Below are 18,736 nucleotides of genomic sequence, written 5' to 3'. Positions count from 1 at the left end.
GTCACAGGCCGTAGAGCCTGCGCCAGTTCTCCCGGCTGGTCACCTCGGGCACGGCGGCGCGGTACTCCGCGCGCAGCCGGGGGGTCTCGCTGACCAGCGCGCGGGCGACGCGGGCGACGCGCTTGGCCAGTTTGACGTCCATGGCGCGGTCGCGCCTGCGCACGCGCACGCCCTCCTGCGAGGCGTCGGTGACCACCACGGAGTCGAACCGCGAGGTGTGCCACCAGGCGGCGTCCTCGGCGGACACGATGCCCTTGGCGTAGGAGGTGCGCCCCATCGCCACGTAGATCAGCCGCTTGAGCAGGACGAGCCGGGTGAGGCTCGGCTCGCCTGCAGGCTTGACCATCGGCAGCACGCCCTCGATGTCCGCGGGCTTGTGCAGCACGGTGTCGGGGTACTCGGCGCGCTCCTTGCGGATCGCCGCGGCCGCGGCGGCCCCGCCGTCGTCGAAGATGCGCGGGCCGGTCAGGAAGTCCTCAGCGGCCCGGATGATGGTGGCGGCCAGGCCGTACTGCATGCCCAGCAGGTAGCGGACCACCCGGGACACCAGGGTCCGGGCGACCACCTTGGGGTCGGTCTCGGAGTGCATGGCGGAGACGACCATGGCGTTGCGGACCGCGAAGTACTCGTTCCACTTGTCCGCGTCCTTCCAGTCGAAGTCCGCGTGCCACACGCCCGCGCCGGGCAGCGTGACCGTGGGGATGCCGTGGGCGCGGGCGCGGTAGCCGTACTCGACGTCGTCCCACTGGAAGAACAGCGGCAGCGGCAGGCCGAGCCGGTCGACCACATCGGACGGGATCATGCAGGACCACCACGCGTTGTAGTCCGCGTCCACCCGCACGTCGCCGCGGTTGGGCTTGCCCAGCGGCACGCCGTCCTCGTCCTCGGCCTCGCCGAGCAGGTCGACGTCGTCGAGGCCGCCCTTGACCACCTTGCCGGGCACGAGCTGGGCGAAGTCGGCGTACTCAGCGCCCGCGAGCAGCTTGGTCGGGTGCAGCAGCCGCAGCATCTGCCCGCCGACGATGGTCGGCTTGGCCGCGCTGTTGGCGAAGGCGGTGAGCCGCACGACGATCTCCGGCTCGCACAGGATGTCGTCGTCCATCAGGAACACGTTGGCGGGCCTGCCCGCCTCGGTGATCTCGTACATGCCCCGGCCGAAGCCGCCAGCGCCGCCGAGGTTGGGCTGGCGCAGGTAGCGCAGCCGCCCGTCGAGCGCCTTCTCCACGTCGGGGAACTGCGCGCGCGACTCGACGGTGTCGGTGCCCTGGTCGACGACGTAGACGTGCTCGATCAGGTCGAGCGCGCCCGGGTCCGACGCCAGCGCGCCCAGGGTGTTCACGCAGTCGTCGGCGCGGTTGAACGTGCAGATGACGATGGAGGTCATGCGCTCGTGAGCGGGCGCGGGGACGGTCCAGTTCAGCGCGTCCACGGCCAGCGAGCCGTCCTCGGTGGCCAGGTCGACCCAGAGGAAGCCGCCGTCGAGGAACATCGTGAGCTTGGTGGTCAGCCGGATGGTCGCGCCCTGGGCGTCCTCGACGACCTCGGCGGCCACGGTGCGGGTCTCGCTGTTGGTGTCGGAGGCGACCAGCGAGACCTTGCCCGATCCGGTGACGGTCAGCTCGGCCACGACGTCGCCCGCGGTGGTCCAGCGCTGCCAGTAGCTGGCGGGGAAGCGGCCGAAGTAGGTGTCGGTGCTGACCAGCGAGTGCGGGTTGACCGTCAGCCGGGAGCGGGTGCGCGCGGCCGAACCGGTCAGGACCTGCGCGTAGAGCTCGTCGGGAACCACGGCGGCCGGTCCGGTGAACAGGCCGCGCTGGGCGGTCAGCCGACCCGCCCTGGCCGTGGTGTCCGCAGTGCTACCGGGCATGGGTCTTCCAGTCCTCCGCAGGCAGGCGATGCTCGATGTCGAGATGTCTTCTCTCGCGGGTCCGCCCGAGGCGCCGGGGCGGTCACCCACCACGACGGCGCCGATCACGTGCGGCCAGCACAGGCTACCCGTACCGGGCGCGAGCCGCCGTCAGCCCGGGTCGGGGGGCGGTCCCGCCCAGGTCAGAGCGGGGTGGGGCGGGGAGGCACGCGGCGCGCGCGGAAGGCTACCCTCAGCGGTGAAGTCCGGCCGGGTCGATCAGGCGCGGCCACCACCACGCGGAGGAATCGTGACCGACTGGTCCGACGTCTGGCTGGTCATCCCCGTCTACAACGAGGGACAGGTCATCGCCGACGTCGTGCGGAACGCCATGGCGACCTTCCCCAACATCGTGTGCGTCGACGACGGCAGCGCCGACGACTCCGCAGCGCGGATCCGCACGACCGGCGCGCACCTGGTGCGCCACCCGGTCAACCTGGGCCAGGGCGCGGCGATCCAGACCGGGGTGGAGTACGCCAGGGCCCAGCCCGGCGCGGAGCTGTTCGTCACCTTCGACGCCGACGGCCAGCACCAGGTCGATGACGTGGTGCGGATGCTGGAGCGGATGCGCGCCGAGGACGTCGACATCATCGTCGGCACCCGGTTCAAGAGCGGCGCCGACACCAGCCACATCCCGTGGATCAAGCGCCTGGTGCTGCGGACCGTGGTCATGCTCAGCCCGCGCACCCGCCGACTCGGCCTGACCGACGCGCACAACGGGCTGCGCGTGTTCAACCAGACCGTCGCCCAGCAGCTGAGCATCAAGCTCAACGGCATGGGGCACGCGTCGGAGATCGTGGAGATGATCGACCGCAGGAAGTGGCGGGTCGCCGAGGAGCCGGTGACGATCCTCTACACCGAGTACTCCATGTCGAAGGGCCAGTCGCTGATCAACGGCGTCAACATCCTGTTCGACTCCGCACTCCGCACCGGTTCGAGGCGCTGACATGCTGATCCAGATCCTGCTCATCCTGGCCGTCGTCGGCCTGCTGGTGTCCTTCCTGCGCCACCACGGCAAGAGCCGGACGGCGGCCGGGGTGAAGATCGGCTTCGCGCTGTTCATGGTGTTCGGCGTGATCGCGGTGCTGGTGCCGTCGGCGACGAGCGCGCTGGCCCAGCTGGTCGGCGTCGGCCGAGGCACCGACCTGCTGCTCTACGGCACGGTCGTGGCCTTCGGCTTCGCCACGATCAACACCTACCTGCGGTTCAAGGAGCTGGAGCACCGCTACGCCAAGCTGGTGCGGGCGATGGCGATCCAGGGCGCGGAGAAGCCCGAGGACCGGGCTACCGGGTCCTGAAGTAGTCGACCGTCCTGCGCACGCCCTCGGCGATGTCGACCTCGGGCTTCCAGCCCAGCTCGCGCTGGGCGCGGCCGGAGTCGAGCGCGGAGGCGCGCACGTCGCCGAGCCGGGCCGGGGCGAACTCCGGCTCGTCGGGCGCGCCCGCCGCGCGCGCGACCAGGGTGTGCAGCTCGCGGTCGGAGACCTGCATGCCGGTGCCGATGTTGTAGCGGGTGGCGCTGCCCTTGTCCCCGGACGCGGCGATGAACGCGGAGACGACGTCGTCGACGAAGACGTAGTCGCGGGTGTTGCCGCCGTCGCCGTAGACCCGGGTGGGGCGGCCCTCCAGCAGGGCGTTGGCGAAGATCGCCACCACGCCCGCCTCGCCGTGCGGGTCCTGGCGGGGGCCGTAGACGTTGGCCAGCGCGAGGTGGGTGCAGTCCAGGCCGTAGAGCTGCTGGTAGCCGTTGAGGTAGAGCTCGCAGCTGGCCTTGCTCGCCGCGTAGGGGGACTTGGGGTTGATCGGGGTGTCCTCGCCGACCGGCAGGTCCTCCGGGGTGCCGTAGATCGACCCGCCCGACGAGGCGAAGACGATCTTGCGGACGCCCGCGGCCCGGGCGGCCTCGGCGAGGTTGACCGTGCCCAGCACGTTCTGGCTGACGTCGAGCAGCGGGTCGGCGACGCTCACCCGGACGTCGATCTGGGCGGCGAGGTGGAACACCACCTCGGGGGCGACCTCGGCGACGGCGGCGGCGAGGTCGGGGGAGGTCACGTCGACCTCGTGCACCGAGCACCGGCCGCTGGCCAGCGCCCCGGCCAGGTTCTCCCGGCGGCCGCGGGCGAAGGTGTCGACGACAGCGACCTCGTGGCCGTCCCGGACGAGGCGGTCGACCAGGGTGGAACCGATGAAGCCGGCACCGCCGGTCACGAGAGCGCGCATGGCGCCCATGATGCCAGGGGGCTCAGGCCGCCCCGGTGTGGAAGTAGCCGAGCAGGTCGACGGTGGCGTGCACGCGGCCCGCGTTGTTGTAGACGGTCACGAGGTCGCCGGGGGTCAGGCCGAGCACCACGGCGTTGGCGACCGTCCGGTTCTCCGGGACGCTGACCGCGGTGACCTCCGGGCGCGGGGCGCGCGCGTCGGCCCAGACGGTGAGGTAGGTGGTCTCGGTGGCCTCGATGCCGGTGACGCCGAGCAGGACGCCGGTCGTGTCGTCCGGGACCGAGCCCGCCACCGAGAGGCTGACCCGGGAGCGCGGCGGGATCGGCAGGCCGGGCATGCCGTTGGCGTAGTCGGCGCGGCTGTCGTACTCGCGCACGGGCGCCCTGGCGCGGAACGCCGCGCCGGCGGTCTCGGTGTAGTAGCCGACGAGGTCCACCTGGACGTGGGCGTACCCGGCCTGGTTGTAGAGGCTCACCGACTGGCGCTCGCCCAAGGCGACGGTGACGAGGTTCGTCCGGGCCTCGGACGCGGGCAGGTGGAGGGTGGCCGCCGCCGTCCTGGTCCGCCCGGCGGGCCAGGCCGTCAGGTGGGACGCGCTGGTGCCGGTCGCGGTGAGCAGGAAGGTCACCGCGGTGGCGCCCGCGGGCACGCGCGCGCTGAAGTCGACCGTGCGCGTGGCGCCCGCGGGGATGGACCTGCTGGAGCGCGTGTCGAGCACGCGCACGGGCGTGGCGCCGTGGAAACCGGCGCCGTTCCCGGCCTGGTAATAACCGACCAGGTCCGCGATGACGTGCGTCTCCCCCGAGCTGTTGTGGACGTCCACAGCGGACAGCGCGCCGATGCCGACGGTCACCTGCGCGGAGCGGATCTCGTTGGGACGCAGGTGCACCGTCGCGCCGGAGCGCTCGCCGCCCGCGGTGTGCGCGGTGAGCCGGGTCGTCGCCGTCGCGCCCAAGACGGTCAGGTTGAGCACGACCGCCGTCGCCTCGGACGGCAGCGCGGCGCCGAGCCCGATGCGCGCGGTCTGGCCCGACCCGACCGGCCCGCTGGACCGGGAGTCGTGCACCCGGACCGGCTGCGCGGCCACGAACCGGCCGCTCCGGTACTCCGTTCCCGCGCTCTCGGCGGCTGCCGTGCCGGGGAGCGCGACCGCCGTGACGAGTGCCGCGACGGCGATTCCGCAGGTCAGTGCGCGCATGTGCCATGCTCCTGGGACTAGAGCGGGCGAGGCCCTGGCCAAGGGGACCCCGCAGGATAACCCGCGCGGCCCGCATCCGGAACGCATCTGGCAACGCCTCCTATTGCCAACTAGCGCGTAACCAGGTTCGCGCGGCCGGTGGCCTAAGGTTCCCCCGTGCGACATGTGCTGGTGATCGGCGGCGGGATCCTCGGGCTGGCGACGGCCCACGAGCTGGCCGCGCGGGGCGACCGGGTCACCGTGCTGGAGAAGGAGGACGGCTGGGCGCGCCACCAGACCGGGCACAACTCCAACGTCGTGCACGCCGGGCTGTACTACGCGCCCGGGTCGTTCAAGGCCCGGATGTCGGTCGCGGGCAACAAGTCCATTGTGGACTTCGCGCTGGCGAACGGGGTGCCGGTCGCGGTCTGCGGGAAGCTCGTCGTGGCCACCTCCGACGCCGAGGTGCCCGCGCTGCGGGTGCTGGCCGAGCGGGCCGCGGCGAACGGGGTCCCGGCGCGCCTTGTCACGCCGGAGGAGGCCCGCGAGTGGGAGCCCGAGGTCGCCTGCGTCGCCGCGCTGCGGGTGGAGACCACCGGGATCATCGACTTCCCCGCCGTCTGCGCCGCGCTGGTCCGGCTGCTGACCGACCAGGGCGCCGACCTGCGGCTGAACACCCCGGCCCTGGGCATCCGGACCCGCGGCGGACGGGTGGAGGTGGCCACCGGGAGCGAGGTGCTGCGGGCCGACGCGCTGGTGAACTGCGCGGGCCTGCACAGCGACCGCGTCGCGCGGATGGCCGGGCTGGCGCCGAAGGCCAGGATCGTGCCGTTCCGCGGCGAGTACTACGAGCTGCGCCCGCGGGCCGCGCACCTGGTCAGGGGCCTGATCTACCCGGTGCCGGACGCCACGCTGCCGTTCCTCGGCGTGCACCTCACCCGGATGCTGGACGGCAGCGTGCACGCCGGGCCGAACGCGGTGCTGGCGCTGCGGCGGGAGGGCTACCGCTGGGCCGACGTCTCGGCCGCCGACCTGCTGGACACCGTCCGCTTCCCCGGCACGTGGCGGCTCGCCCGCCGCTACGCCTACCCGGTGGGCCTCGACGAGGTGCGCCGCTCGCTGAGCCGCAGGCGGTTCGCCGCGAGCCTGGCCAAGCTGGTGCCCGCGGTCACCGAGGCCGACATCGTGGCGTCGGGCTCCGGCGTGCGGGCCCAGGCGCTGCTGCCGGACGGCACCCTGGTGCAGGACTTCCTGATCGAGTCCGCGCCCGGCCAGGTCCACGTGCTCAACGCGCCGTCACCGGCGGCGACGTGCGCCCTGGAGATCGGGCGGCACATCGCCTCTCTGGTGTGACGGCCTCCCTGGTGTGACGGCCTCCCTGGTGTGACCGCCGCGCCGGTGTGCGGGCCGGGCTAGACCGGGCGCAGGACGTCCAGGCCGAGGAACGGGCGCATCGCCTCGGGGACCACCACGGAGCCGTCGGCCTGCTGGTGGTTCTCCAGGATCGCCACGATCCAGCGGGTGGTGGCCAGCGTCCCGTTCAGCGTCGCGGCGACCTGCGGCTTGTTGTTCTCGTCGCGGTAGCGCACCGACAGCCTGCGGGCCTGGAACGTGGTGCAGTTGGACGTCGAGGTCAGCTCGCGGTAGGCCTGCTGGGTCGGGACCCACGCCTCGCAGTCGAACTTGCGGGCCGCGCTGGAGCCGAGGTCGCCGGTCGCGGTGTCGATGACCCGGTACGGCACCTCGATCTTGGCCAGCATCTCCTTCTCCCAGGCCAGCAGCCGCTGGTGCTCGGCGGCGGCCTCCTCCGGCCTGCAGTAGGAGAACATCTCGACCTTGTCGAACTGGTGGACGCGGATGATGCCGCGGGTGTCCTTGCCGTAGGACCCGGCCTCCCTGCGGAAGCACGACGACCAGCCCGCGTACCGCTTGGGCGTCGACAGGTCGATGATCTCGTCGGAGTGGTACCCGGCCAGCGCGACCTCCGAGGTGCCGACCAGGTACAGGTCGTCCTCGGCGAGCCGGTAGACCTCGCTGGCGTGCGCGCCGAGGAACCCGGTGCCCGCCATGATCTCCGGGCGCACCAGCACCGGCGGCACGACCAGGGTGAACCCGGCCGCGGTCGCCTGGGCGGCGGCCATGTTCAGCAGGGCCAGCTGCAGCTGCGCGCCGATCCCGGTGAGGAAGTAGAACCGCGAGCCGGACACCTTCGCGCCGCGCTCCATGTCCAGCGCGCCCAGCCGCACCCCGAGGTCGAGGTGGTCGAGCGGGGTGAAGTCGAACTCGCGCGGCGTGCCGACGGTCTCCAGGACGGTGTAGTCGTCCTCGCCGCCGACCGGCGCGGCCGGGTCGACGATGTTGGACAGCGCGCGGTGGCACTCCTCGAAGGCCGACTCGGCGGCGGCCTGCTCGGCCTCGGCGGCCTTGACCTCGGCGGCGAGCTCCTTGCCCTTGGCGATCAGCGCGTCGCGCTCCTCGCCGCGGGCCTTGCCGACCTGCTTGCCGAACTGGCGCTGCTCGGCCCGCAGGGTGTCCGCGCGGGAGATCGCGGAGCGGCGCCGCTCGTCGGCGGACAGCAGGGCGTCGACGGCCGCCGGGTCGTCGCCGCGGGCGCGCTGGGAAGCGCGCACGGTCTCCGGGTCTTCGCGCAGAACCTTGAGGTCAATCACAGGGTGTGAGGGTAGTCGCCCGTGCTGACAGCGTGCATACGAGATATGCGACCGCCCGGACTAGGAGATGGCCACCGCCACGATCAGGCCGAGCGCGATGTGCACGGCGGCGACGACGACGCTGGCCGGGGCGAAGCGCTCGTCCTCGATGGTGCTGCCGACGTCGAGCTTGGTCACCCACTCCAGGGTCCGCACGGCGAGCACCTGGGCGATGATGCCGAGCAGGCCGTAGACCACCGAGGTGATCAGACCGGCGGTGAGGTCGCTGGCCGAGAAGAAGATCGCCACGACGATGATCAGCGCCATGCTCAGCATGCCGGACGCGGTGACGATGACCGCGTTCGGCCGCCCCGCCCTGACCAGGTCGGACAGCTTGCCCGGGGTGGTGAAGTCGATGGCGTAGAAGCCGAGCAGCATGAGGACCAGGCCGACGATGGCGTACAGCGCGATGGCGCCCATGCCGCGGGCCAGGTCGGCGCCGAAGTTCTCCGGCAGCGCCATCACGGTCGCGGTGGCGAGGTTGGTGGTCAACTGGTCCTCCATGGTGGTTCCTCGGGGCTCACTCGACGGGGATTCGGTGCGGGACGAAGGCCGCCCCGTCGTCGGTCACCAGGCCCGCTGTCTCCCGGATGCCCAGGCCTGCCGCCTGGTCGCCGACGATCCAGGCGCCGAGCGCGGGCCGGTAGCCGTCGAACTCCGGCAGCGGGTCGAACGCCTGGTAGACGAAGCCCTCGGCGCCGTAGACGCCGCCGGTGGCCGTCTCGTAGCCGGGCGCGACGATCTGCACGTTGGCGCCCTCGCGGCCGAGCTTGGGCTTGCGCACGTACTCGGTGAGGATGCCGGGCTGGTCGAGGAAGGCGGGCAGCAGGTTGGGGTGGCCGGGGTACATCTCCCACAGCACCGCCAGGATCGCCTTGTTCGACAGCAGCATCTTCCACAGCGGCTCCACCCACAGCGTGGTGGGCAGCGACTCGACGACCTTGCGGCCGAACTCGTCGTTGACCGCCCACTCCCAGGGGTAGAGCTTCATGACGGTGGCCATCGGCGCCTCGGCCAGGTCGACGAAGCGGGCCAGCTCGGAGTCCCAGCCGATCTCCTCGATGGCCAGGCCGATGGTGTCCAGGCCCGCCTCGGCCGCGGTCTCCTGCAGGTAGGCGGTGGTGATGTGGTCCTCGCCGGTCGGGTCGGCCCCGGACCAGGTGAAGTGGACCTCGCGGGAGGGCAGCTTCGCCCCGACCTCGGTCCACCGCTCGACCAGCTTCTCGTGCAGCGAGTTCCACTGGTCGTCGTCGGGGAAGACCTCGGTCTTCCAGAACCACTGCACGACCGCGGCCTCCAGCAGGGAGGTCGGCGTGTCGGCGTTGTACTCCAGCAGCTTGGCCGGGCCGCTGGCGTCGTAGCGCAGGTCGAAGCGGCCGTAGACGTGCGGGTCGTGCCGCTTCCACGACTCGGCGACGTGCGGCCACGCCCACTCCGGGATGCCGAAGTCGCGGTAGCGCTCCATCAGCACCACGGTCTCGACGGCCTCGAGGCACATCGAGTGCAGCAGCTCCACATCGGCCTCGATGGACAGGATCTCGTCCATGTCGAACACATAGTGGACCGACTCGTCCCAGTAGGGGCGCGAGCCGCCGTCGCCGTAGCGCGCGGGCAGGCCGAAGACCAGGCCCTGCGACTCGACCTTGGCGCACCAGTCCGGGCGGGGCCGCGAGCGCTCGCGGCGCACTCAGCTGCCCCCGCTCTTCCCGCCGCCGCCCACGCCGAGACCGCCGCGCTGGACGGTCTTGCCCTGGCCGGTCTTGACGGTCGTGCCCGACGACGGGGCCACGAAGCTGCCGCCGCTGACCCGCTGGCCGACCGTCCCGGTGCCGCCGTAGTTGTAGCGGTAGGACGTCCCGCCGATGTAGATGAAGCCGCCGCTGACATAGCCGCCGTGACTGCGCGCGTAGTCGTCGTCACAGTAATCGTCGTCGACGATGACGCCCTCGGGGTTCACGCAGTGCGCGGTGACCTCGTCGGGCTGGGACGCGGCGTAGAGGATCGCGACCAGGCCGACGACACCCACGGTGACGCCCGCGCCGATCATGATGCGCTTGCGCTTCTTCCGCTGGTCCTCGGCCTCGGCCGCGGCGGCGTACTCCGCGTCGCGGGCGCGGCGCTGCGCCTCCTGGCGGGCCCGCTGCTCGGCCAGGGTCGGCGGCCGCGGGACGGTCGAGCGCGGGTCCTGGTAGCTGATGGACCCGGATCGGCGGTCGGGTGTGTCGTCCTCGGGCTCGGGGGCCTCGTAGGGCGGGGGCCTGTCGTTGTCAGTCATGAACCACTCCCAAGCGCGCAGACTAGTCAAAGACCAGCACGGACGTCGCGGGATTGGCCCGATCGCAACCTTGGGCGCTCCCGATTCACTCCCGCGGGCCGCTCCACTCCCGAGGACACGGCATCATGGAGTAGATGTCTGGACCCGGTGACTGGTTTCGTTCGGCCGACAGGCTGATGATGATCGCCGCCTGCGTGGGGGCGATCCTCGTGCTGGGCACGAGCATGGCGTTCTCCTGGCCGGTGACCGTGCGCGGGGACGTGCCGACCGCGGCGGACGAGCGCGAGCTGGCCTTCGACTCCCCCGCGGGCACCTGCCTGTTCTGGACGGCCCCCGACGGCGCGGACATGCGCAGGGTGGACTGCGCCGAGCCGCACCTGTTCGAGGTGACGGGGAACATAGACATCTCCGCGCAGTTCGCCGAGGACGCCCCGCCGCCGGAGCTGGAGCGCTGGCAGGAGCTCGCGGTGGAGAAGTGCACACCCAGCGTCACCGAGTACCTGGGCGGGACGCTCGACCCGCACGGCCGCTACAAGGTCAACGCGCTCAAGCCCAGCACGGTCCAGTGGGAGGACGGCGACCGCAAGCTGCGCTGCGGCGTGCAGACCGCCAGCCGCTCCGGGGCCCTGCTGCCCGCCACGGGCTCGGCCGCGGGCGCCGACCAGTCCGGCATCCACGAGCCGGGCACCTGCCTGGCCCTCGACGGCCAGGTCATCGGCGACCCGGTGCCGTGCACGGAGGCGCACGCGGTCGAGATCGTCGGCAACGTGGACCTCTCGAAGGCCTTCCCCGACGAGTACCCGTCGGAGGAGGCGCAGATCGAGAAGGCGATCGAGCTGTGCGACGCGGTCACCAAGGAGTACACCAACGGCGTCGACCTGGCGAAGAAGGGCCTGATCCCGTACCCGGACGCGCTCAAGGAGGAGAGCTGGGTGGCGGGCTCGCGCAAGGTGGACTGCAAGGTCGCGGCCAAGCTGCCCAACGGCAGCGGCCTCGCCCCGGTCACCGGCAGCGTGCGCGGCATCGAGCAGCCCACCACGACGACCAAGGCGGCCCCGACCACCACCACCGGCGGCTGACGTGCCGGTGGAGATGACCAGGGCCCGCTTCGAGGAACTGGTCGCCGACGCGCTGGACCTGATCCCCGAGCCGTTCGCCGCCGCGATGAGCAACGTCGTGGTGCTGGTCGAGGACCGCGACCCCGAGGAGCCCACCCTGCTGGGCCTCTACCACGGCATCGCCCTGACCGAGCGGACGACGATGTACGGCGGCGAGCTGCCCGACCGCATCTTCATCTACCGCGAGGCCATCCTGGACATCTGCGAGTCCGAAGAGGACGTGGTCGAGGAGGTGGCGATCACCGTGGTCCACGAGATCGCCCACCACTTCGGCGTCGACGACGAGCGCCTGCACGAGCTGGGCTGGGGCTGACGCGCTCAGCCCTTCACGCAGACGACCTGCTTCAGCTTGGCCACCACCTCGACCAGGTCGGACTGGTCGCGGATGACCTCGTCGATGTCCTTGTAGGCCGCCGGGATCTCGTCGACCACCCCGGAGTCCTTGCGGCACTCGACGCCCGCCGTCTGCGCGGCGAGGTCGTCGGCGGTGAAGCGCTTGCGCGCCTTGTTCCGCGACATCCTGCGGCCCGCGCCGTGCGACGCGGACTCGAAGGAGTCGGGGTTGCCCAGGCCGCGGACGATGTAGGAGCCGGTGCCCATCGACCCGGGGATGATGCCCAGGTCGCCGCGGCCCGCCCGGATCGCGCCCTTGCGGGTGACCAGGACCTCCTCGCCGAAGTGGACCTCCTCGGCGACGTAGTTGTGGTGCACCGAGATGGGCTCGTCGAACACCACGGTCGGGAAGTGGGCGCGCAGGACGTCGCTCACCAGCCGCAGCATGACCGCGCGGTTGCGGCGGGCGTAGTCCTGCGCCCAGTACAGGTCGTGGCGGTAGGCGGCCATCTGCGGGGTGCCCGCGAGGAACACCGCGAGGTCGGGGTCGGGCAGCTCGGCGTTGTGCGCCAGGCCGCGCGCGACCTCGATGTGGTGCTGGGCCAGCAGGTTCCCGACGCCGCGGGACCCCGAGTGCAGCATGACCCAGACCTGGCCGGTGGTGTCCAGGCAGACCTCGGTGAAGTGGTTGCCGCCGCCGAGCGTGCCCATCTGGTTCACCGCGCGCCCGCGGTCGAGCCGGGTCTTGTCGGTGAGGTCGTCGAACCGCGCCCAGAAGGCGTCCCAGTCGGCGAAGTCGCGGTCGTCGAAGGCGGCGTCGCGGTGCAGGCCGAAGCCGACCGGGACGGCAGCCTCGATCGCCGAGCGCAGCGGGGCCAGGCTGGCGGGCAGGTCGTCCGCGGTCAGCGAGGTGCGCACCGCGGTCATGCCGCAGCCGATGTCCACGCCGACCGCGGCCGGGGACACGGCGTCGCGCATGGCGATCACCGAGCCGACCGTGGCGCCCTTGCCGTAGTGCACGTCCGGCATGACCGCGACGTGCTTGAACGTCCACGGCAGCGCGGCGATGTTGCGCAGCTGCGCCATCGCCTGGTCCTCGACCGATTCGGGTCGAGCCCACAGGCGGATGTCGACGTGCTGCCCGGGGATCGTGGTTGCTGCCATGGAAGAAGGCTAGGCGCGCCAAGGCATCCCGGTCGATCGAATTACACCAGGTGCGCTGCCCGCAGGATGCTCTTCGACGGGCCGCCGACGAGGCCGGCGCCGGTCAGGAAGGCCATCACCTTCTCGGTCATCCAGCGGCGGGTCTCGTGGTGGTGCGGGTTGGCCATGGCCACGGCGCGCCCTTGGCGGGGCTCGATGCCGACGCTGCGGTAGACCCTCGGGTTGATCATGGCGTCCATGACGCCGTACGCGGTGAGGGCGAGGACCCAGCGGTGGGCCTCCAGCTGCGCGCGGTTGAGCTTGGGCACGTCGCGCAGGACCGCCTCGCGGGCGAAGCGGACGTGCCGGGCCTCCTCGACGACGTGGATGCGGTTCACCATGCGGATCAGCGGCTGCATGTCCGGGTTGTCCATGGTGGCGCGCTGGAGGCGGTCGGTGGCCTCCTCGGCGACCAGGACGGCGCCGAACATGGACGGGCCGCCCGCGAGGGCGCCGTACACCTTGCCCGCGGTGTGGATGAGCTTGACCGGGCCGTACGCGGGCGCGCCGAAGCGGGTGATGGCCTTGGCGAACATGATCGAGTGGCGGGTCTCGTCGCCGATCTCGGTCAGCGCGTACTGGGCGTGCGGCGAGCGCGGGTCGAGGTCGTAGACGTAGCGGACCAGCAGTTGCATGAGGACGATCTCGAACCACAGGCCGACGCTGGCGATGCTGGCGATCTCGTGCTTGGACAGCTCGATGCGCTGCTCGTCGGACAGCCCGCGCCACAGGTCGGTGCCGTAGAGGGACACCCGCTCCAGCGGCATGTACGCCTTGCCGTCCTCCAGCGGGGCGTCCCAGTCGATGTCGATGTGCGGGTCGTAACTGCCGCGGGCGGACGCGTCGAGAAGTCGGGACGCGACGGTGTCGGCGTCCTTCGGCTGCAGGGCTCGCGCCATCGCGACCCACCTCCTGTTACTAGCGGTAACACGAAACAGACTCGCGTGACGGCGACCACTTGTCAAGAGCGACAAGCGAGGGGGTGGTGGTGCCGCTAGCGTGCTCCCATGAGCCTGGGCACGAGGGTCCTCGACACCGCGCTCGACCGGGCGGTGGTGCCCGGGTACACCCGCATCGGCTACTCCGTCCGCAGCCGCTTCTGGCCCGCCGACCCGCCGTGCGGGGCGCTGGAGGGCAGCACCGTCGTGATCACCGGGGCGAACTCCGGCCTCGGCAAGGCCGCCGTCGCCGGGCTGGCCAAGCTCGGCGCCACCGTGCACATGGTGGTGCGCGACCCGGAGAAGGGCGCCGCCGCCCGGGCGGAGGTCCAGGCCGTCGCGCCCGAGGCGCACCTGGAGCTCGAGACCTGCGACATCGCCGACCTGACGTCGGTGCGCCGGTTCGCCGAGGACTTCCTGGAGCGGCACGGCAGCCTCGACGTGCTCGTGCACAACGCGGGCACGCTCCCGCCGGAGCGCAGGGAGACCGCGGACGGCAACGAGATCACCCTGGCCACGCACGTCTTCGGCCCGTTCCTGCTCACCGCCCTGCTGCGGCCCGCGCTCGCCGCCGCGCACGGTCGCGTGATCTTCGTCACCTCCGGCGGGATGTATACTGCCGGGCTGCGCGTGGACGACCCGCAGTACGCCGAGGGCGGCTACTCCGGCACCCGGGCGTACGCGCGGACCAAGCGCATGCAGGTGGTGCTGGCCGAGCAGTGGGCCGCGCACCTGGACGCCGACGGCGTCGTGGTGCACAGCATGCACCCCGGCTGGGCCGACACCCCGGGCGTGGCCGCGTCGCTGCCCGGCTTCAACCGGATCATGGCCCCGCTGCTGCGCTCGCCCGACCAGGGCGCCGACACCGTCGTCTGGCTGGCCGCCGCCGACGAGCCCGCCAGGATGACCGGCCGGTTCTGGCACGACCGCCGCGACCGCCCGACCCACATCACGCCGTGGACCAGGGAGAAGCCCGAGCAGCGCGCGGCGCTGTGGGACCTGTGCGTGGCGCGGACGGGCGTCGACCCCTGAGGCTTCACGTGCCGCTCACCCGCTGGTCGTCGGAGGATGCCAAGGTGACGCGCCGACCTTGGAGGATGCCGTGAAGTCGCTCTTACTGGCCCCGGTGCTCGCGCTGGTCGCGGGCGCGGTGGCCGTCCCGCCCGCCCAGGCCCGCCCCGAGCCGGTGCGGTTCGCCACGTACAACGCCTCGCTGAACCGCGCCGCGGCCGGGCAGCTCGTCGCCGACCTGTCGACGCCGGACAACCCGCAGGCCCGCGAGATCGCCGAGGTCGTCCAGCGCACCCGGCCGGACGTGCTGCTGATCAACGAGTTCGACCACGCGCCCGAGGCCGTCGACCTGTTCCGGCGGAACTACCTGGAGCGCGGCCAGAACGGCGCGGCCCCGATCCACTACCCGCACGCCTTCATCGCGCCGTCGAACACCGGCGTGCCCAGCGGGTTCGACCTCAACCGCGACGGGCGCACCGGCACGGCCGACGACGCGTTCGGGTTCGGCTTCTTCCCGGGCCAGTACGGGATGCTCGTGCTCTCGAAGTACCCGATCGGCCCGGCGCGGACGTTCCAGGAGTTCCGCTGGGCGGACATGCCCGGCGCGATGCTGCCCGACGACCCGGCCACGGCCGCGCCCGGCGACTGGTACTCCCCGGAGATCCTCGCGGAGTTCCGGCTGTCCTCGAAGTCGCACTGGGACCTGCCGGTCCGCATCGGCCGCGACACCGTGCACTTCCTGGTGTCGCACCCGACGCCGCCGGTGTTCGACGGGCCGGAGGACCGCAACGGCGCCCGCAACCACGACGAGATCCGGTTCTGGGCGGACTACGTGCACCCCGGCAGGTCCCGGTACATCTACGACGACTCGGGCAGGCGCGGCGGCCTCAAGCCGGGCGCGCGGTTCGTCGTCGCGGGCGACCAGAACTCCGACGAGGTGGACGGCGACAGCGTGCCCGGGGCCATCCAGCAGCTGCTCACCGCGCCGCGGGTCACCGACGTGCGGCCCTCGTCGGCGGGCGGCGTCGAGGCGGCGGCCCGGCAGGGCGGGGCGAACCTGACCCACCTCGGCGACCCGCGCTACGACACCGGCGACTTCAACGACACCGCGCCCGGCAACCTGCGCGCGGACTACGTGCTGCCCTCCCGCGGCCTGCGGCCGCTGGGCGCGGGCGTGTTCTGGCCGCTGCCGGGCTCGGAGCACGACCGGCTCAACGACGCCACGGACCACAAGCTGGTCTGGGTGGACGTGGCGGTGTAACTCGACCAGGTGACCCCGGTTGCGGGCCTCCCGCGGCGCGCTGACGCTCGAACGGACGAGCGGAGGTCACGCTATGCGATGGTGTACTGCTGCCGGGGTCACCGGGGCGCTCCTGGTCGCCCTGGCCCAGCCCGCCGCGGCCGAGGTGGTCGTCGACCAGGAGGAGGTGCGGGCGGAGGCGATGGCCATGGCCCCCGACCCGGAGTACCTGGCCGACGCCGAGCCCGCCGCGCGGGCGGTCGCCGCCGAGTACGGCATCCCGGCCTCGGTGACCGCGGGCCAGTCGGTCCTGGAGTCCGGGTGGGGCCGCAGCGCGCTGGCGGTGAACCACCGCAACTACTTCGGCTTCAAGTGCACCTCCGCCGGGCCGGGGCCCATCGCGGTGGGCTGCGCGGAGTACCCGACCACGGAGTGCCAGCCCGAGTGCGCGCCCACCGTCGCCGCCTTCCGCGTGTACGAGTCGATGACCGACTCCTTCCGCGACTACGGCAGGTTGATCACGACCAGCCCGTACTACGCCGACGCCCTGCCCCACGCCGACGACCCGGACCGGTTCGTCACCGAGGTCGCCAAGCGGTACGCCACCGATCCGCGCTACGCGGAGAAGGTGATCGCCCTGATGGTCCAGCACGACCTCTACCGTTTGGACTCCCCGGAGTGAGCACTCGGTGGCCCGCCGTTTCGGTACCGAAAAAGTCGGGCTCGGTCGGGCACAAATAACGGGCCGTCGGTATTTCGTGCGGTCCTCCGCGCTCTGTTAGGGGTGAGGTCACCCTTCTGGCGTAGGAGGAACACATGACGTGCACGGCTCTGGAACCCGCCAGGCTCGCACCGAGCCGGATCCCGTTCCCCCGGGTGTCCCGGGAGAGCCTGGACGAGCACGTGGCCGCCGCGAGCACCGGTGATGTCCGCGCCATCGAGGCGCTGCTGCTGTTCCTCCGCCCGCTCGTGCTGCGGTACTGCCGGGCGAAGCTGGGCAGGCTGCCCAGATCGTTCAGCACCGCGGACGACGTCGCGCAGGAGGTCTGCGTGGCCATCTACCGGGCGCTGCCGACCTACCAGCACATGGGCAGGCCGTTCCTGTCGTTCGTGTACGGCATCGCCGCCCACAAGATCGCCGACGTCCACCGCGCCAACGCCCGCGACAAGTCCGACCCGATCGCCGACACCCCGGACATGGTGAGCGACGACGACGGCCCCGAACAACTCACCCTCCGCCGCGAACTGGCCGACCAGACGGCCACCATGCTGGCGGTGCTGACCCCGAGGCAGCGCGACATCCTGCACCTGCGGATCGTCATGGGCCTGTCGGCCCACGAGACGGCCCAACTCCTGGGCACCACAGCCGAGGCCATCCGCGTGGCCCAGCACCGCGCCCTCAACCGCCTCCGCAAGACCGCGACCCTGCCCTGATCGGCGAGCTGGGCGGGGGTCCGGTGAGTCGGGTTGAGGGGGATGGGGCCCGGTCGATCGGTTGGCCGGGACGGGGGCCGCTCGACGGGGCGAGCGGGACAGGGGAACCCGGCCGGCCGGTGGAGGGGACAGGGGAACCGGCCGAGCGGGACAGGGGGAACCGGCCGCCGGTGGAGCAGGAGGGGGATCCGCTCCACCGGTTGGCCGGGCGGGGCCAGGCCAGTCGTTGAGCTGGGCGGGGTCAACCGCTAGAGCGGCCTGGTCAAGCGCTTGCGCGGGGAGCGGTCAGCCGATTAAGCGGGGGCGGGGGCGGTTGAACGGGGGCTGGACGAGCCGTGCGGGGATCGGGCGTCCGGTGGAGCCGGGCGGGCCAGCCAAGCGGATGAGCGGGTGGGGCGGCGGTTGAGCGGGACTGGTCAGCCGTTGAGCGGGGCGGGGGGCGATTGGGGGCTGGGCGAGCTGGGCAGGGGGCTGGCACCGGGTGAGCCGGGCGGGGCCGGGCAGCCGGTGGTGCCGGGCAGGAGGCTGGCAACCCGGCGAGCCGGGCGGGGCCGGTGGGGGTGGCGGGGCCGGCAGGCCAGCAAGCGGATGCGCGGGGCGGGCCGGGCTGGCGGTTGAGGGGGTGGACAGCCGCTAGGGCGGATCACGGTCAGGCGGTTGCGCGGGGGCTGGTCAGTCGGTCGAGCGGTGCGGGGGGCGGTAGAGCTGAGCGAGCCGGGCAGGGGCTGGCAGCCAGCGGGGGCCGGGCGACCGGTGGAATCGGACGGGCGCGAGCCAAGCGGTCGAGCGGAGCCGAGGGCCTGGCAACCGGGCCAGCCAGGCGGAGGCCAGACGACCGGCGGAACCGGACACGCGCTAGCCAAGCGGTCGAGCGGAGCCGAGGGCCCGGCAACGGGGCCAGCCGGGCGGAGGCCAGGCGACCGGCGGAACCGGACACGCGCTAGCCAAGCGGTCGAGCGGAGCCGAAGGCCTGGCAACCGGGCCAGCCGGGGGGCCAGGCGACCGGGGGAACCGGACGGGCGCGAGCCAAGCGGTTGAGCGGAGCCGGAGGCATGGAGGCCGGGCCAGCCGGGCGGAGGCCAGACGACCGGCGGAACCGGACGGGGGGCCAGCCGAGCGGTTGAGCAGGGCCGGAGGCATAGCGGCCAGGCGACCGGGCGGAGGCGGGCCACG

Annotated in this window: 18 protein-coding genes; 9 read left to right on the top strand and 9 right to left on the bottom strand. The window is 72.3% G+C overall.

Annotated elements, in window-relative coordinates:
• Position 1 precedes the first annotated feature (1 nt).
• A complete protein-coding gene (locus tag Actkin_RS00775; RefSeq protein WP_258905464.1) occupies positions 2 to 1,867 on the bottom strand; it encodes a glycosyltransferase in 1,866 nt (621 codons plus the stop codon).
• Between the two features lie 289 nt (positions 1,868 to 2,156).
• Here Actkin_RS00775 and Actkin_RS00770 point away from each other — a divergent pair, with 289 nt between their 5' ends.
• A complete protein-coding gene (locus Actkin_RS00770; RefSeq protein WP_229786551.1) occupies positions 2,157 to 2,852 on the top strand; it encodes a polyprenyl-phospho-N-acetylgalactosaminyl synthase PpgS in 696 nt (231 codons plus the stop codon).
• Between the two features lies 1 nt (position 2,853).
• Positions 2,854 to 3,204, top strand: coding sequence for a DUF2304 domain-containing protein (locus tag Actkin_RS00765; protein WP_189208891.1), 351 nt, complete (start codon positions 2,854 to 2,856; stop codon positions 3,202 to 3,204).
• Here Actkin_RS00765 and Actkin_RS00760 read toward each other — a convergent pair.
• The gene (locus Actkin_RS00760) at positions 3,191 to 4,126 is read right to left on the bottom strand and encodes an NAD-dependent epimerase/dehydratase family protein (RefSeq protein WP_189208892.1); all 936 of its coding nucleotides are present in this window, start codon (positions 4,124 to 4,126) and stop codon (positions 3,191 to 3,193) included. The genes Actkin_RS00765 and Actkin_RS00760 overlap by 14 nt on opposite strands.
• Positions 4,127 to 4,148: 22 nt before the next feature.
• Complete coding sequence (locus Actkin_RS00755) at positions 4,149 to 5,324, bottom strand: hypothetical protein (protein ID WP_258905461.1); 1,176 nt, start codon at positions 5,322 to 5,324, stop codon at positions 4,149 to 4,151.
• A 156-nt stretch (positions 5,325 to 5,480) separates the two neighbouring features.
• Here Actkin_RS00755 and lhgO point away from each other — a divergent pair, with 156 nt between their 5' ends.
• Positions 5,481 to 6,656: an L-2-hydroxyglutarate dehydrogenase gene (gene lhgO, locus Actkin_RS00750; RefSeq protein ID WP_189208894.1), complete on the top strand. Its 1,176-nt coding sequence runs from the start codon at positions 5,481 to 5,483 to the stop codon at positions 6,654 to 6,656.
• Between the two features lie 59 nt (positions 6,657 to 6,715).
• Here lhgO and serS read toward each other — a convergent pair whose 3' ends face one another.
• The 4 genes from serS to Actkin_RS00730 are packed head-to-tail and all read right to left on the bottom strand — an operon-like array spanning position 6,716 to position 10,286.
• Positions 6,716 to 7,972: a serine--tRNA ligase gene (gene serS, locus Actkin_RS00745; protein WP_189208895.1), complete on the bottom strand. Its 1,257-nt coding sequence runs from the start codon at positions 7,970 to 7,972 to the stop codon at positions 6,716 to 6,718.
• 60 nt (positions 7,973 to 8,032) lie between these two features.
• On the bottom strand, positions 8,033 to 8,515 hold the full coding sequence (locus Actkin_RS00740) for a DUF350 domain-containing protein (protein ID WP_189208896.1): 483 nt from the start codon (positions 8,513 to 8,515) through the stop codon (positions 8,033 to 8,035).
• A 16-nt stretch (positions 8,516 to 8,531) separates the two neighbouring features.
• Positions 8,532 to 9,698, bottom strand: coding sequence for a glutathionylspermidine synthase family protein (locus tag Actkin_RS00735; protein ID WP_258905460.1), 1,167 nt, complete (start codon positions 9,696 to 9,698; stop codon positions 8,532 to 8,534).
• Positions 9,699 to 10,286: a hypothetical protein gene (locus Actkin_RS00730; protein WP_258905459.1), complete on the bottom strand. Its 588-nt coding sequence runs from the start codon at positions 10,284 to 10,286 to the stop codon at positions 9,699 to 9,701.
• 134 nt (positions 10,287 to 10,420) lie between these two features.
• Here Actkin_RS00730 and Actkin_RS00725 point away from each other — a divergent pair, with 134 nt between their 5' ends.
• Complete coding sequence (locus Actkin_RS00725; RefSeq protein ID WP_189208899.1) at positions 10,421 to 11,365, top strand: septum formation family protein; 945 nt, start codon at positions 10,421 to 10,423, stop codon at positions 11,363 to 11,365.
• A 1-nt stretch (position 11,366) separates the two neighbouring features.
• Complete coding sequence (locus Actkin_RS00720; protein WP_189208900.1) at positions 11,367 to 11,717, top strand: metallopeptidase family protein; 351 nt, start codon at positions 11,367 to 11,369, stop codon at positions 11,715 to 11,717.
• A gap of 5 nt (positions 11,718 to 11,722) precedes the next feature.
• Here Actkin_RS00720 and Actkin_RS00715 read toward each other — a convergent pair whose 3' ends face one another.
• Positions 11,723 to 12,901, bottom strand: a complete 1,179-nt coding sequence (locus Actkin_RS00715; RefSeq protein ID WP_258905457.1) for an RtcB family protein — start codon at positions 12,899 to 12,901, stop codon at positions 11,723 to 11,725.
• Positions 12,902 to 12,942: 41 nt separating this feature from the next.
• A complete protein-coding gene (locus tag Actkin_RS00710; RefSeq protein WP_258905456.1) occupies positions 12,943 to 13,839 on the bottom strand; it encodes an AurF N-oxygenase family protein in 897 nt (298 codons plus the stop codon).
• 108 nt (positions 13,840 to 13,947) lie between these two features.
• Between Actkin_RS00710 and Actkin_RS00705 the strand changes: the two genes are divergently transcribed.
• The 4 genes from Actkin_RS00705 to shbA all read left to right on the top strand — a co-directional run bounded on the left by Actkin_RS00705 (position 13,948) and on the right by shbA (position 17,563).
• The gene (locus Actkin_RS00705) at positions 13,948 to 14,910 is read left to right on the top strand and encodes an SDR family NAD(P)-dependent oxidoreductase (protein WP_258905455.1); all 963 of its coding nucleotides are present in this window, start codon (positions 13,948 to 13,950) and stop codon (positions 14,908 to 14,910) included.
• Positions 14,911 to 14,980: 70 nt separating this feature from the next.
• A complete protein-coding gene (locus tag Actkin_RS00700; RefSeq protein ID WP_396122920.1) occupies positions 14,981 to 16,150 on the top strand; it encodes an endonuclease/exonuclease/phosphatase family protein in 1,170 nt (389 codons plus the stop codon).
• A gap of 73 nt (positions 16,151 to 16,223) precedes the next feature.
• A complete protein-coding gene (locus tag Actkin_RS00695) occupies positions 16,224 to 16,811 on the top strand; it encodes a glucosaminidase domain-containing protein (protein WP_258905454.1) in 588 nt (195 codons plus the stop codon).
• A 134-nt stretch (positions 16,812 to 16,945) separates the two neighbouring features.
• Positions 16,946 to 17,563, top strand: coding sequence for an RNA polymerase sigma factor ShbA (shbA, locus tag Actkin_RS00690; RefSeq protein WP_189208906.1), 618 nt, complete (start codon positions 16,946 to 16,948; stop codon positions 17,561 to 17,563).
• Positions 17,564 to 18,736: the final 1,173 nt, after the last annotated feature.

This window comes from Actinokineospora sp. UTMC 2448 (assembly GCF_024760565.1).
GTDB lineage: Bacteria > Actinomycetota > Actinomycetes > Mycobacteriales > Pseudonocardiaceae > Actinokineospora > Actinokineospora fastidiosa.
The sequence above is the reverse complement of the archived record's forward strand: the minus strand, read 5'-3'. Positions and strand labels throughout refer to the sequence as shown.

Excerpts from the sequence above, each read along its gene's own strand:
- shbA (WP_189208906.1), top strand. The coding sequence starts at position 16,946 with ATGACGTGCACGGCTCTGGAACCCGCCAGGCTCGCACCGAGCCGGATC.
- Actkin_RS00755 (WP_258905461.1), bottom strand. The coding sequence starts at position 5,324 with ATGCGCGCACTGACCTGCGGAATCGCCGTCGCGGCACTCGTCACGGCG.
- Actkin_RS00695 (WP_258905454.1), top strand. The coding sequence starts at position 16,224 with ATGCGATGGTGTACTGCTGCCGGGGTCACCGGGGCGCTCCTGGTCGCC.
- Actkin_RS00725 (WP_189208899.1), top strand. The coding sequence starts at position 10,421 with ATGTCTGGACCCGGTGACTGGTTTCGTTCGGCCGACAGGCTGATGATG.
- Actkin_RS00730 (WP_258905459.1), bottom strand. The coding sequence starts at position 10,286 with ATGACTGACAACGACAGGCCCCCGCCCTACGAGGCCCCCGAGCCCGAG.
- Actkin_RS00765 (WP_189208891.1), top strand. The coding sequence starts at position 2,854 with ATGCTGATCCAGATCCTGCTCATCCTGGCCGTCGTCGGCCTGCTGGTG.
- Actkin_RS00740 (WP_189208896.1), bottom strand. The coding sequence starts at position 8,515 with ATGGAGGACCAGTTGACCACCAACCTCGCCACCGCGACCGTGATGGCG.
- Actkin_RS00775 (WP_258905464.1), bottom strand. The coding sequence starts at position 1,867 with ATGCCCGGTAGCACTGCGGACACCACGGCCAGGGCGGGTCGGCTGACC.
- Actkin_RS00715 (WP_258905457.1), bottom strand. The coding sequence starts at position 12,901 with ATGGCAGCAACCACGATCCCCGGGCAGCACGTCGACATCCGCCTGTGG.
- Actkin_RS00705 (WP_258905455.1), top strand. The coding sequence starts at position 13,948 with ATGAGCCTGGGCACGAGGGTCCTCGACACCGCGCTCGACCGGGCGGTG.
- Actkin_RS00710 (WP_258905456.1), bottom strand. The coding sequence starts at position 13,839 with ATGGCGCGAGCCCTGCAGCCGAAGGACGCCGACACCGTCGCGTCCCGA.
- Actkin_RS00760 (WP_189208892.1), bottom strand. The coding sequence starts at position 4,126 with ATGCGCGCTCTCGTGACCGGCGGTGCCGGCTTCATCGGTTCCACCCTG.